Source organism: Pseudomonas sp. FG36 (genome assembly GCF_057809275.1).
This window is the reverse complement of record NZ_JBMDJQ010000017.1, coordinates 30,652-44,411: the sequence shown is the minus strand read 5'-3', so window position 1 is coordinate 44,411 and position 13,760 is coordinate 30,652. Positions and strand designations below refer to the sequence as shown.

Below are 13,760 nucleotides of genomic sequence, written 5' to 3'. Positions count from 1 at the left end.
GTAGTCGCTCAATGAACGCCACATTTCAAAGCGCTAACGGAAAAATCAGCGCAGATAACTCGATCTGTGCTGAAATGGCCTCCGTTCAGTCGTCCTTGACTATTTCCCCGCGACTCACATGACCTGTCTCCGATATCGGGTACCCCGGTAAGCGTAAGCAAATCTGTTTTGAGCGCTTCCTCGCAGAGATAGAACAGGTGGTGCCGCAGTAGTAGAGTTGGTCGAGCAGTATTATTGACTGTCAGGCGGTGGTCGTAAGCCCCCATTCACTGGATCCATGCTGCGCAGCTTGAGTTGGCACATGTGTCAGTGTCTGGACGTTTGAGCATTCGATTTACTAGGTTTCCTAGGTGCAATGATCAGAGCGTAGGGAGCTTCAGAAGCCCCCCCATCAGGACGCCATTTCTCAGGGGAGCCCCGAAGGAGTGGCCAGGTTCCACTTGTCATGTCCAATCAGCTCGTGGAAGACTTAAAGTCTCAGTGCGTCATACCCAGCTCGGCATCATCGAGTAGGGCTTTGGCCAAGGCACAAAGGTAGTGTGATGCCCAGATTAGCTGAGGTTTGTCTTCCATCAGACCGTCGACGGTCAAGTCCCGTGCGCAGCCCAGCAACTCAGAAGCCTGTTCTCTGGCATGCTGACAAGGGATTCCGGCTTCGATGCGGAATAGCGGTTGGGTCTGATTTTCCCCTTGGTAGAAGGTGGTCTTGCCTACTGTAAACTTAGTGTCGTCTGAGGGCATTGTTCGATCTCCTTGAAATTCTCACTGTCCAGACTGATCAGTTCCTATAAAAGCTCGCCTAGACGATAAATTATGGACTATTAGTGCTGAGACTTGCGGTCATTTGGCATCTGTAGTTGGAGTAGTGCAGATTCAAGCAATGCTCTCAGCGCCTCTATTTCATGCATCGAGGCCATAATCAGAATCGACACCGGCGACTTGGGCTGTAATAACAATGCCTGTTGTACAACTGTTTCCGCACACAGTGCATAATCAGTGGCCTGGATCAGGGTGTCTTCAAGGGTGAGCATATTGTGAGGAGGATCGGGAACGATCTTAAGCATGGTGTGGCTCCTGTCGTGATGAAGCAGCCACCAACCGCGGCTAAACGAATAGGTGGCAGCTGTACGCGGGTTAGCCGACCGGGACGTCAGGCACCCGGCGCACCCGAAGGTGCCCCACGTACAGCCGCCATAAAGGCGCAGATGTCGATTATTCGGCATTGCACGGCTGTGGTGTCTGACGATTTCGGGCGGCTAAACCCGGTCGTTGAATAGCAACGACATGCCGAGACTAGAGCCCACTTCTGGCGCGTGCAACGGAAAATCAGCGGAGAGAGTATCTTTGGGAAATGGACTACAAGGAAGGGGCTAAATCTGATTTTTCACAACTCGATACCTTCGACGCCGCCTACCTGTAACGACTTGTATCCTCAAATACAATCACTAGCCTTCGTGACTCCGCATAAGCTGACGATTCGATAACTATCATCCGCGACACCCGACAGTGTGGGGCGTGTTACAGCGTTCGTGCGCAAATGGCAAGTCTATGTCTAACCGGGAATAGGTAATAATTGCCGCATGCAATGCGTAGGTAAGCATCGCATCAATGGTTTTCTGGTTGAGCATCGCCACGCAGGTTCGACTGTCTGCGCTGAGTCAGGCGAAGGCGGAGAAATGGAGGGCAACACCCGCTGTTCCGCGTGGTGGCGGAGCATCTGCTGGACCATGCGGTCTAGCAGGCGACCGTGCTGATGTGTGCGGGCACAAGATCAGTGATCTGGCGATGGTGGAAAAATCATCTTCCTACGCTGCTGATGCGGTGCATTACCTCAGTGGCATGGCCAAGGCGTTGGCCCAGAATGTGAATCATGGGTTAATGGTTGGGCGGGTGGCTGAGTAGGAAAAAGGGCGTTTGCCAGGGAGCTAGTTTACCTGGGCGGGCACTGATTTCCCGTAGGCGATTCCGCCGTAGCATTCTCAGACCACACATGACTCAATCACAAGAGGAGGGGAATTGTCCCGAGAAGGAATAAGATCAGGATGCCGACAAGCCTCACGAGAAAGGTCAACCCTCGATGTCCACCGTACAGCGCTGTCATCCCTAATGTATTGTTGCGGGTTGTGAGCTTCAGTACCCCACCCAAGGCTACTACGACGGCTACGTGCATCAACGATTCGGTCATGCTAGCGGCATCGGCTACATAAGCAGGCTGTCCAGCATTGACCCACCACTTAATGGCTTGGAAAACACAGTAGCCTCCTAAGGCAAGCCACATCCCCCATGCCGACGTGTTGACGACAAAAAATAGGGCGTGTGGCCTGGTGAGGCCGGGATAGCGCTTGCTCAACAATTTGATTGCTGAGCAGTGATACGCCCAACGGCTAAGGCTAATGCCGTAGAGCAAGATTAAAGCGACTGCTGTTACGATAACCAGGCTCATGTTCTGCAGGTTTTTGAGAGTCTGCAGTGCTTCTTGCAAGGCCACTGTTGGGCGAGCAGACTTTACATAGCCCCACGCTATCCACGTGTTGATGAGGTATACCCACGCGCTAGCAACCAGCAAAGGGAGAGTCCACAGACCTTTCAGCCGAAGATGAGCTGGCTTTTTTTGCGTCGAATCGAAGTCCAGAGGCTTTAGGAAAACTGGAGTAGCTAGAAGTAGAGCGTACCTGCTCGCATTATGCGAACGAATTACTGACCAGAAATTTTTGATAGAAAGCACATTTCGCACCTAGTTGAGTATCGATATCTGTATCGCCCAGAAGTGCACCAGCTTGAGCACTCGCACAGAAGAGAGCTAGGGTGTCGAAGAGGGTGAGCCGACAGGGACGACCCGAGCCTTCGGTCGCCCCAGCATGAGGTACAACATGTTCACTCAAGTACATTGACCGCTCTACGCGTGATGTTTATCTGTTTCTTTTCATTTTGAAGTCAGTGAAGGCTCGCGCCCACAAGCCCGCTCCCACGTTTCGCCAAGCCGCTATGGCGCCAGGTTCACGCCATTACAGCGGCCCTTGGTAGAGAAATCGTCGATCTGCCGCGCCTTGTTCACCGACATCAGAATCGTGCAGCCGCCAGGATGGGCCACGTCGTCCCAGTAGTTGGTATGAACCATCACGTTGCCTTGCATCTCGGCGGTGCTGCCGACCACCTCCTTTTGCACGTAGGTGGTATCGCGGTACCAGCCTAATTGCACCCCGGCGCCACCGGGCAACGGCTCCATGCGCATGGGTGGGCCGAAGAAGTCGATGGCCTGCTTGGCATCGCGCCCCTGCCATTGGTTGCCCGCCATCAGCTCCGGCAGGGTCGGGATGCAGCCGGCCAGCGCTGGCAGCAACAGGCCAAGGACCAGCAAAGGGCGCGTGCTCATCGTGGGGTGTTCGCCAGCATGTCGTCCAGCTCCTGCACCGCCTGGCTGTTGGCCTGGACGCCGATCAACTGGATGAACATGGCCTGGATGGTGGCGACCATCTTCGCCGCCGGCATCTTGCCGATCGACAGCATCTGGTTGCGCGTGCGGTTGTCGGGGGCGCAGACGAAGGCGAAGGTGCGCTGCAGCCAGTAGTCCTTTGGTGCGGCCCAGTCTTTGGCGTTGGTTTTCACATCGCGCACGGCGCCGTCGAAGCGACGGATCGCCCGGGCGCTGTCCAGGCGGATCTGGCGCTGTTTGCATTTGACCTGCACCTCGTAGGCGGCGAGGGTCGGGAAGGCCGGGTCTTCGAACAGCTGCATGACCTGGGCCGATTGCACGCCGCCGGGCTTTTGCAGGATGCCGGCGGCATCGGCGACGTAGACCTCGTTGTGCAAGCGTTCCCCTTTGCCGTAGATGATCCAGTAGTCGCCCGAGGCGGGTGCGGCCAGGGCCGGGGTGCTGCAGGTGAGGGCCAGGATGGCCAGCCATTGGCAGAGGGGTGGAAGGTTTTGACCCATGGAGTCCTTTCCTGGTTTTTGTAAGCCAGAAGGGACTATACGAGCGCTGGGTGAGTAGGGTCGATTAGGGCGGTTGTGCTAATGGCCAAGGGCCTGTGGCGCGGTGAGGCAGTAAGCGGAGTCTTGGATGGTGGGCAGTTGGATTCGAGATTGTGGTTTGAGCGGAAATCGCCGGGACCGCTTTGCGGTCCTTTCGCGACGCAAAGCCGCTCCTACAGGGAGGCGGCGTATGGATTGGCTGGCAGCTCATGCTCGAAGGGCAGATTCGGGCCTGTTCGGGAGCAGGTGATTGCTGCGGCATGGATTGCGTAGGCGAGGATTGCATCGATGGTTTCATGGGGGAGCTTCGCTACACCGGCCGGGCTATCTGCACCGAGGCGAGCCAGGTAGGCGAGCACGGCGGCTTGGAAGGTGTCACCGGCGCCGACGGTGTCGCATACCGCCAACGAGGTATCCGCCGGCCGCTGCCATGACCCATGCGCGCAATGCACGCTGGCACCGTGAGCGCCATGAGTAACGAAAACCAGCCGGCAGCGCTCGTTGAGCCAGCCCCGGGCCACGTCACGAGTCTCCCGACCCGGATAGAGCAGGGCGATATCTTCCTCACTGGCCTTGATCACATGCGCATGCCCGGCAAACGCTTCCACCTGCCGCCTCCACACCGCCACATCCGGCTGCGGATTAAGCCGCACATTCGGATCAAGGCTGATCAAGCGCCGGTCCCGCTCGCGCTCCACCAGCGCCAACAGCGTATCGGCTACGGGTTGCACCACCAGAGTGTACGATCCTACATGCACCCCCCGCACACACTCATCCAGCACCGGCAGATGCTCCAGCATCACCTGCCGATCCGCACACCCTTCACCGCGAAACTGATACTGCGCCGAGCCATTGGCATCCAGCCCGACCATGGCCAGGGTGGTCGGCGCAGCGCTGGTCACCACGTAGCGGCAGTCCACCCGTTCCTCTTCCAGCACCCGGCGCAGCCGGGCGCCGAGGTAGTCGCTGGACAACCCGCCGAACAACGCCGATTCCACGCCCAGCCGGCGCAGGCCGACGGCGACGTTGAACGGCGACCCGCCAGCAATCGCGGTAAATCCCAGCTCGCTGCTGCGGTTGCTGTTTTCCAGGCTGAAGACATCGAACAGGGCCTCGCCACACACCAGGTACATGCAGTTCTCCAGAACGATTGATAAGGGCAGGATACCTGTGCTCAGCGCGCAGGCAGTTGATCCCGGTAGCGTTGATAGGCGACCTCGTACTCGGCCTGTTGCGCCGGGCGGGGCAGGGTTCGGGTGCTTTCGTCGAGGGCGACGCAGCGTTCGCACAGGGTTTCGAGGCTGCCGCCCTGGCCCAGTTGGCGACCGAGGCTCCAGGCGGCCTGGATCGCGGCGCCGAGGGCAGCGGCTTCGGTCTGCTGGGGGCATACCACTGGCAGGCCGAGCAGGTCGGCCAGCACCTGCCGCCATAACGGGCTTTTCGCCGCGCCGCCGACCAGGCGGATTTCGCTGCCTGGCAGGCCGCTGGCGCGCAGCAGGTCGAGGCCGTAACGCAGGCTGAAGCAGGTGCCTTCGAGCACGGCACGGCAGAGGTTGGCGCGGGTCAGGTTGGCGCTGGTCATGCCGTGCAGGCTGGCGCTGGCTTCGGGCAACGCGGGCACGCGTTCGCCGTCGAAGAAGGGCAGCATCTGCAGGCCGTCGGCGCCGATCGGGGCTTGGGTGGCGAGCTCAGTGAAGCGGTCGAGGTCGAGTTCCAGCAGGTCGCGCACCAGGGCGCAGGCGCTGGTGAGGTTCATGGTGCAGATCAACGGCAACCAGCCGCCGCTGGAGGCGCAGAAGGTCGCCACTTCGCCCTGGGCGCTGACGTGGGGCTGGTCGGCATGGGCGGCCAGGGTGCCGGAGGTGCCGAGGCTCAGGGTGATCATGCCAGGGGCGATATTGCCGGTGCCGATGGCGCCGAGCATGTTGTCGCCGCCGCCAGTGGCTACCAAAGTCTGTGGGCTCAGGCCGAGGGCAGTGGCGGCCTGCGCGCGCAGGGTGCCGATGCAATCGCCGGATTCGACCAGTTCAGGCAGCGCAGCCAAAAGACGCTCGCCGGGCTCGATGTGCTGAAGGACATCAGGCGCCCAGGTCCTGCGGCGCACATCGTAGTAGCCGGTGCCGGAGGCGTCGCCGGGCTCAGTGCAGACGCGACCGGTCAGCCAGTAATTCAGGTAGTCGTGAGGCAGCAGGAGATGGGCGAGGCGGGCGAACAGTTCGGGATGTTGGCGCTTGGTCCACAGCAGCTTGGACAGGGTATAGCCCGGCGCGATCACCAGCCCGAGGCGTTCAAGCGAGCCCTGGGCGCCGCCAAGGGCATTGAGCAACTCCGCGTTCTCAGGCGCGCTTTCGGTGTCGCACCAGAGCTTGGCCGGGCGCAGCACCTGGCCTTGGGCGTCGAGCATTACCAGGCCGTGTTGCTGGCCGGACACCGCCACTGCGCGAATGGCCTGGCCATCCACACCGGCATCGCGCAAGGCAGCGGACACCGCCGTGAGCAGGGCTTGCAGCCAGTCGACCGGATCCTGCTCGCGCCGGCCATCGCGACCTTGGGGCGGCGCATGGGCAGCGCTGCCCAGCCCCAGCACCTGGCCGCTGCCGGCGTCCAGCACCAGGGCCTTGGTGCCCTGGGTACCGCAGTCGATACCGAGGAACAGTCCGTCCATTTCGAAAACCTCCGTGTCAGTCGCCGAGGACCTGGCGCAGGGTTTCACTCACGCCGACTTCGCGCAAGCTGTCGTACAGGCGCTCGAAGGCGCTGACGAAGGCTTTGGACGCGGGGATCGCCGTGCCGAAGATCGCCTCGTCGCCGAGCACCCGGGCAGCCAGGCCGTCGCGCTGCGCCACCCGGGCCTGGCAGTCGGCGGCGCGGGGGTCGGGGATGCTGTAGCGCGTGCCCTGTTCGTCTTCGCCGCGCAGGTACAGGGCCCAGGCGGCCACCACCAGGGCCACGCGCTCCAGGGGCTTGCCGTCGGCGATCAGGCGGTTGGCGGTGGGCACGATGAACTTGGGGAATTTCGACGAGCCGTCGGAGCACACGCGCTCCAGCTGGTCGGCGATGGCGCGGTTGGCGAAGCGTTCGGTGAGGCTGTGCTTGTAGCGCGTCAGGTCGATGCCCGGTACCGGGGCCAGTTGCGGGGTGACGTCCTGGTCCATGAAGGTGCGCATGTAGCGGTGCAGCAGCGGGTCGGCGAGGGTTTCGTGGACGAAGCGGTAGCCTTGCAGAAAGCCCAGGTAGGTGAGGGCCAGGTGGCTGCCATTGAGCAGTTTGATCTTCATTTCTTCATAGGGCGTGACGTCGTCGGTGAACTGCACGCCGACCTGTTCCCAGGCCGGGCGGCCGGCGACGAACCTGTCTTCCACCACCCATTGCAAAAACGGTTCGCACACCACCGGCCAGGCATCGTCGACGCCGTGGCGCTCGAGCAACTGCTGGCGGTGGGCGGGGCTGGTCATCGGGGTGATGCGGTCGACCATGGCATTGGGGAAGCTGACGTGGCCGTCGATCCAGCGGGCCAGGTCGTGGTTCTGCAGGTGGGCGAAGGCCAGCAGGGCCTTGCGGGCGACGTCGCCGTTGTGCGGGAGGTTGTCGCAGGACATCACCGTGAAGGGGCCGCTGCCGGCCTCGCGGCGGCGGCGCAGGGCTTCGCAGAGGAAACCGAACACGCTCTGCGGGGCTTGCGGGTTGGCCAGGTCGTGCTGGATCTGCGGCAGGTCGGCGCGGAATTCGCCGGTGCTGTCGTCGATGCAGTAGCCGCCTTCGGTGATGGTCAGCGAGACGATGCGGATGTTGGGTTCGGCTAGTTTGGCCAGCAGCGCTTCGGCGCCGTCCTCGGCCAGCAGCATGCTGTTGATCGCGGCGATCACGCGGACCTGGGTGTCGGGTTGGTCGCCCAGTTCGAACAGGGTGTAGAGGTGGTCTTGCGCGGCCAGGGCATCGCGCATGGCGCGGTCTTCGCGGCGCAGGCCGGCGCCGCAGATGGCCCAGTCGAGGCCTTCGCCCAGGTTCATCAGGGCGTCGGTGTAGGCGGCCTGGTGGGCGCGGTGGAAGCCGCCGACGCCGATGTGCACGATGCCCTGGCGCATTTGGCTTGGGTCGTAACTGGGGCGGGCGACCGCCAGGCGGGGGAGGTTGTGTTGGTTGAGTTTCATCCTGAAGGTCCTTAGGCCGCCTGTTGCAGGCGCTTGTCGAGGGCTTGGCCGTTGCTGTCGAACAGGTGGCAATGGGCGGGGTCGAAGGTCAGCTCCAGCGGCTCGCCGAAGGTCGGTGCGAAGTCCCCGCGCACGCGCACGGTGAGCATCTCGCCGGACGCGGCGCGCACATGGCAATAGCTGTCGCTGCCCAGCCGTTCGCTGACATCGGCCGTCACCTGCAGCGAGCCCGGCGCGCCCTGGCACGCCGGGCTGATGCTCAGGTGCTCGGGCCTGATCCCCAGGGTCACCTGGCTGCCGGTATGCAGCTCGCCCGCGCACAGCGGCAGGGCGATGCGCGCACCACATTCGAGGGCCACCTCGCACTGGTTACCCTGGTTACGGCTCAGGTGCCCACGCAGGAAGCCCATCTTCGGCGTGCCGAGAAACCCCGCGACGAACAGGTTGGCCGGATGGTGGTACAGCTCCAGCGGCGAGCCCACTTGCTCGACGCGCCCGCCGTTGAGCACCACCACCTTGTCGGCCAGGGTCATGGCCTCGACCTGGTCGTGGGTCACGTAGATCATCGTCGCGGCCAGCTCCTGGTGCAGGCGCGCCAGCTCGAGGCGCATCTGCACGCGCAGGGCGGCGTCGAGGTTGGACAGCGGCTCGTCAAACAGGAAGATCTTCGGGTTGCGCACGATGGCGCGGCCGATTGCCACCCGCTGGCGCTGGCCGCCGGAGAGCTGGCGCGGCTTGCGTTCGAGCAGCGGTTGCAGCTCGAGGATGCGCGCGGCGTTTTCGACCTTGGCGGTGACCTCGTGCTTGGCGACGCCGGCCAGGTCCAGGGCGAACGACAGGTTCTTGCGCACGGTCATGTGCGGGTACAGGGCGTAGGTCTGGAACACCATGGCCAGGTCGCGCTTGGCCGGGGCGGTGTCGGTGATGTCGGCGCCGTCGAGGGTGATGCTGCCGCTGCTGACCTCCTCGAGGCCGGCGATCAGGCGCAGCAGGGTGGACTTGCCGCAGCCGGAGGGGCCGACGAACACCACGAACTCGCGGTCGCGCACGTCCAGGTCGATGCCCTTGATGATGGCGTGGCCATCGAAGCCTTTGTGCAGGTTGCGGATTTTCAGGTCAGCCATGGTGGGTGTCCTTGTCAGAGGCGAGAACAGAATTGGCGTGGGAATGGCGGGAAGTCATTTCACGGCACCGAAGGAGAGCCCGCGCACCAGTTGCTTCTGGCTGATCCAGCCAAAGATCAGGATCGGCGCGCAGGCCAGGGTCGAGACGGCCGAGAGCTTGGCCCAGAACAGCCCTTCGGGGCTCGAGTAGGAGGCCACCAGCGCGGTCAGCGGGGCGGCGGCGGACGAGGTCAGGTTGAGCGACCAGAACGCCTCGTTCCAGCACAGGATCAGCGACAGCAGCAGGGTCGAGGCCAGCCCGCCGCGGGCGATCGGCAGCAGCACGCGGACGATCTCCTGCCAGGTGCCGGCGCCATCCAGGCGCGCCGCTTCGAGGATGTCCACGGGGATGTCCTTGAAGTAGGTGTACACCATCCACACCACGATCGGCAGGTTGATCAGGGTGTAGACGATGACCAGCGCCAGGCGCGAATCGAGCAGGCCGAACTGCTTGGCTAGCAGGTAGATCGGCATCAGCACGCCCACCGGCGGCAGCATCTTGGTCGACAGCATCCACAGCAGTGTGCGCTTGGTGTGGCGGGTTTCGAAGAAGGCCATGGAGTAGGCCGCCGGCACGGCGATGAGCATGCACAGCAGGGTCGCCGAGAAGGAGATCAGCACCGAGTTCCAGGCGTAGGCGAAGTAGTCGCTGCGCTCGTTGATGTGCAGGTAGTTCTCCAGCGTCGGCGCGAAGATGAACTGCGGCGGCGTGGCGAAGGCGTCCAGCTCGGTCTTGAAGCTGGTCAGCAGCATCCAGAAAATCGGGAAGAAGATCACCAGGGCGATGGCCCAGCACAGCAGGCCGAGCAGGGCGTTCTTCAGGGTGCGGGTTTGCTTGAGTGTCAGCATGGCGGGCTCCTCAGCTGCGCGCGGTGAGGTTCTTGCCGATCATGCGAACCAGCACGATGGCGGCGATATTGGCGATCAGCACGGCGATCAGGCCACCGGCCGAGGCCATGCCGACGTCGAACTGCAGCAGCGCCTGGTTGTAGATCAGGTAGGCGAGGTTGGTGGACTCGTATCCGGGGCCGCCGCTGGTGGTGGTGAAGATCTCGGCGAACACCGACAGCAGGAAGATGGTCTCGATCATCACCACCACGGCGATGGGCCGCGCCAGGTGCGGCAGGGTCAGGTGCCAGAAGATCGCCAACGGGCCTGCGCCATCCAGGCGCGCGGCTTCCTTCTGTTCCAGATCCTGCGACTGCATGGCGGTCATCAGGATCAGGATGGCGAACGGCAGCCATTGCCAGGAGACGATCAGGATGATCGACAGCAGCGGGTAGTGCGCCAGCCAGTCCACCGGTTGCGCGCCGAACAGGCGCCACACGGCGGCGAGGATGCCCGACACCGGGTGGAAGATCAGGTTCTTCCACAGCAGCGCGCTGACCGTGGGCATGATGAAGAACGGCGAGATCAGCAGCACCCGCACCACGCCGCGGCCCCAGAACTCGCCGGCCTCCAGCAGCGCGGCGATCAGCACGCCGAGCACCACGCTGATCGCCAGCACGCTGCCTACCAGGGTCAGGGTATTCAGCGCGCCGGGCATGAAGCCGGCGTCGGTGACGAAGAAGGCGAAGTTCTCCAGGCCCACGAACTGGTTTTCGCCGGGGTACAACAGGTTGTAGCGGATCAGCGAGAAATACAGGGTCATGCCCAGGGGCACGATCATCCACAACAGCAGCAGTGCCACCGAAGGGCTGACCAGGAACCAGCCGGGGCCGACGCGGCGTTTGCCGGGGCGTGCGGTGGCGAGGCTCGGGGTGTCGAGGGCCGATGTGTTCATGGCGACTCCGTGTGCGGCAAAAAGGGGCGGTCACCGCGCCGGGGTTCGGCGCGGTCGGGGGGCGCTGCGGGTTACTTCGGGTAACCGGCGCGCTTCATCTCGCGTTCGGTGGACTGCTGGGCCGAGGCCAGCACCTGGTCCACTTTCATCTGCCCGGTGAGGGCGGCGGCGAACAGCTTGCCGACCTGGGTGCCGATGGCCTGGAACTCGGGGATGGTCACCAGCTGGATGCCCACGTAGGGCACGGGCTTGAGGGTGGGGTGGTTGGGGTCGACGCGCTTGAGTGATTCGAGGGTGACCTTGGCGAATGGCGCGGCCGCCAGGTACGCGTCGTTGTAGGTCGAGGCGCGGGTGCCGGGCGGCACGTTGGCCACGCCTTCTTTCTCAGCCACCAGCTTGCCGTAGGCCTCGGAGGTGGCCCAGGTGGCGAACGTCCTGGCGGCGTCCTTGGATTTGGAACTGGTGGGGATCGCCAGAGCCCACGAATACAGCCAGGTGGCGCCCTTGTCGGTGACTTCCTTGGGCGCGAAGGTGAAGCCGACCTGGTCGGCGACCTTGCTCTGGGTCTTGTCGGTGACGAACGAGCCGGCGACGCTGGCGTCGACCCACATCGCGCACTTGCCGCTGTTGAACAGCGCGAGGTTTTCGTTGAAGCCGTTGCTGGAGGCGCCGGGCGGGCCGTATTGCTTGAGGGTGTTCACATAGAAGTTCAGCGCGTTCTTCCACTCGCTGCCGCTGAACTCGGGTTGCCATTGCTCATCGAACCAGCGTGCGCCGAAGGCGTTGGCCACGGTGCCGATCAGCGCCATGTTCTCGCCCCAGCCGGCCTTGCCGCGCAGGCAGATGCCGTACTGGCCCTGATCGGGGTGGTTGAGCTTGGCGGCGAACTCGCCGAGCTGGGTCCAGGTGGGTTGCTCGGGCATGCTCAGCCCGGCTTGCTCGAACAGGTCCTTGCGGTAGTAGGTGATCGAGGCTTCGGCGTAGAAAGGCAGGGCGTACAGCGTGCCGTTGGCCGACAGGCCGTTGCGTACCGAGGGAAACACGTCGTCGAGGTTGTAGTCGGCGGGCAGGTCGGTCATCGGCGCCAGCCAGCCCTTGGCACCCCACAGCGCGGCTTCGTACATGCCGATGGTCAGCACGTCGAACTGGCCACCCTGGGTGGCGATATCGGTGGTCAGGCGCTGGCGCAGCACGTTCTCTTCAAGCACCACCCACTTGAGCTGGATGTCCGGGTGCTGCTGCTCGAACACCTTGGCCAGGCGCTGCATGCGGATCATGTCGTTGTTGTTGACCGTGGCGATGGTCAGGGTGTCGGCGGCCTGGGCATGCAGCGGCAGGCTGAGGCAGGCGGCGGCCAGGCAGGCCTTGATCGAGTCGTTCATCAGTGAACTCCCTTATTGTTTTTGTATCGCTCGGCGCTGATTACACCCGTGCAAGGCGATTGCCGACAAAGCCTCGCCTGCACCTTGGCTGATACTTTTTTGCAGTTCTTGAACAAGGGCCGCTGCGCGCCCCATCGCCGGCAAGCCGGCTCCCACAGGGATGGCGCTGGCTTGAAGGCGCTGCGGTCGGAGTGGGATCTGGCTTGCCGGCGATGGGCTGCCACGCAGCCCCAAGGCTCAGGCGCGGTTCTGCTCGGTCAGCCGCTGGGTCACCAGGCTGCGGTAGTCGGAAGGGGTCATGCCCTTGAGTTGCAGGAAGCGTCGGTTGAAGTTCGACAGGTTGCTGAAGCCCGACTCGAAACACACCTCGGTCACCGGCAGCTCGCCCTTGGCCAGCAGCTCGCACGACTTGCTCACCCGCAGCCGGTTGACGAACTCGACGAAGCCGCGCCCGGCGGCCTGCTTGAAAAACCGCGAGAAGTAGGTTGGCGTCATGCCCAGGTGCTCGGCCACCTCGTTCTGGCTCAGGTCCTGGGCGTAGTGCTGGAAGATGTAGTCCACCGCCCGGTTGATACGCTCGACGTTGTGTTCGTCGGCCAGCTGCGAGGAGGTGACGGTGGACAGCAGTTGGTAGTCCTCGCAGGCGGCGAGCTGTTCCATGAGGATAAAAAAGTATCCCAGGCGGGTCATGCCGCGGCTGTCGGCGATACGTTGCAGCAGTTGGCGGCTCTCGTTGATCAGTGCCGGGTCGCGGAACTCGATGCCATAGCGTGCCCGCGCCAGCAGCGGGGCCAGCTGGGTGAGCTCGGCGAACACCTGGCTGCCGTCCTCAAGTACCTCGTCGGTGAAGTTGACCAGCATGTCGCGCTTGCCCACCACTTCGTCTGGGCCGACCTGGCTGATCCAGTTGTGCGGCAGGTTGGGGCCGGTGAGAAACAGCGTGTCGGGGGCGAAATTGCCGATGTAGTCGCCGATGAACACTTTGCCGGCGCTGGCGACGATCAGGTGCAGCTCGTACTCCTTGTGGAAGTGCCAACGCACCAGCGGGCTGGGGAAACCGTGCTGGCGGTAGATCAGCGAGGCGCCTTCGTGGTCGTCCATCAGCTCGTAGGACGGGTCGGTGACTTTGCTCGTTCTGGGCATGGCGGTGGCTGGGCCTGGAGGGGCGAGGTGTCATCGTAGCCTGAAGTGGTCGAGCAGGGCAGAGGGGTCTAAGCCGGCATCATGACTGGCACGGGGTGGGGAGGCCCAGGGTTCTGCTGATGGCATTTAGCCTGTAATCTGGCGCCTCTGTAATATTCGGGCAAGG

Annotated in this window: 13 protein-coding genes; all 13 read right to left on the bottom strand. The window is 63.1% G+C overall.

Annotation, left to right across the window (positions count from 1 at the left end; all coding sequences use genetic code 11):
• Positions 1–477: 477 nt before the first annotated feature.
• Positions 478–741: a DUF3077 domain-containing protein gene (locus tag ACODS9_RS14905; protein ID WP_489094162.1), complete on the bottom strand. Its 264-nt coding sequence runs from the start codon at positions 739–741 to the stop codon at positions 478–480.
• 80 nt (positions 742–821) lie between these two features.
• Positions 822–1,064: a hypothetical protein gene (locus ACODS9_RS14900; RefSeq protein WP_489094161.1), complete on the bottom strand. Its 243-nt coding sequence runs from the start codon at positions 1,062–1,064 to the stop codon at positions 822–824.
• A gap of 935 nt (positions 1,065–1,999) precedes the next feature.
• On the bottom strand, positions 2,000–2,725 hold the full coding sequence (locus ACODS9_RS14895; protein WP_489094160.1) for a hypothetical protein: 726 nt from the start codon (positions 2,723–2,725) through the stop codon (positions 2,000–2,002).
• 258 nt (positions 2,726–2,983) lie between these two features.
• Positions 2,984–3,373, bottom strand: a complete 390-nt coding sequence (locus ACODS9_RS14890) for a hypothetical protein (protein WP_263156392.1) — start codon at positions 3,371–3,373, stop codon at positions 2,984–2,986.
• Entirely contained in the window at positions 3,370–3,933 is a 564-nt protein-coding gene (locus tag ACODS9_RS14885; RefSeq protein WP_489094159.1) for a hypothetical protein, read from the bottom strand. The genes ACODS9_RS14890 and ACODS9_RS14885 overlap by 4 nt, the downstream gene beginning before the upstream one ends.
• A 212-nt stretch (positions 3,934–4,145) precedes the next feature.
• Complete coding sequence (locus tag ACODS9_RS14880; protein WP_489094158.1) at positions 4,146–5,105, bottom strand: carbohydrate kinase family protein; 960 nt, start codon at positions 5,103–5,105, stop codon at positions 4,146–4,148.
• Between the two features lie 41 nt (positions 5,106–5,146).
• Complete coding sequence (xylB, locus tag ACODS9_RS14875) at positions 5,147–6,637, bottom strand: xylulokinase (protein WP_489094157.1); 1,491 nt, start codon at positions 6,635–6,637, stop codon at positions 5,147–5,149.
• A gap of 16 nt (positions 6,638–6,653) precedes the next feature.
• On the bottom strand, positions 6,654–8,123 hold the full coding sequence (locus ACODS9_RS14870; protein WP_489094156.1) for a mannitol dehydrogenase family protein: 1,470 nt from the start codon (positions 8,121–8,123) through the stop codon (positions 6,654–6,656).
• 11 nt (positions 8,124–8,134) lie between these two features.
• Positions 8,135–9,247, bottom strand: coding sequence for an ABC transporter ATP-binding protein (locus ACODS9_RS14865; RefSeq protein WP_489094155.1), 1,113 nt, complete (start codon positions 9,245–9,247; stop codon positions 8,135–8,137).
• Positions 9,248–9,301: 54 nt separating this feature from the next.
• Positions 9,302–10,135 (bottom strand): carbohydrate ABC transporter permease, encoded by an 834-nt coding sequence (locus tag ACODS9_RS14860; RefSeq protein ID WP_046856056.1) that lies wholly within the window; start codon positions 10,133–10,135, stop codon positions 9,302–9,304.
• A gap of 10 nt (positions 10,136–10,145) precedes the next feature.
• On the bottom strand, positions 10,146–11,069 hold the full coding sequence (locus tag ACODS9_RS14855) for a carbohydrate ABC transporter permease (protein ID WP_038705865.1): 924 nt from the start codon (positions 11,067–11,069) through the stop codon (positions 10,146–10,148).
• Between the two features lie 71 nt (positions 11,070–11,140).
• Positions 11,141–12,451, bottom strand: a complete 1,311-nt coding sequence (locus ACODS9_RS14850; protein ID WP_094010387.1) for an ABC transporter substrate-binding protein — start codon at positions 12,449–12,451, stop codon at positions 11,141–11,143.
• Positions 12,452–12,688: 237 nt separating this feature from the next.
• Positions 12,689–13,594 carry a helix-turn-helix domain-containing protein gene (locus tag ACODS9_RS14845; protein WP_489094154.1) on the bottom strand — a complete coding sequence of 302 codons (906 nt, stop codon included), beginning with the start codon at positions 13,592–13,594 and terminating at the stop codon, positions 12,689–12,691.
• Positions 13,595–13,760: the final 166 nt, after the last annotated feature.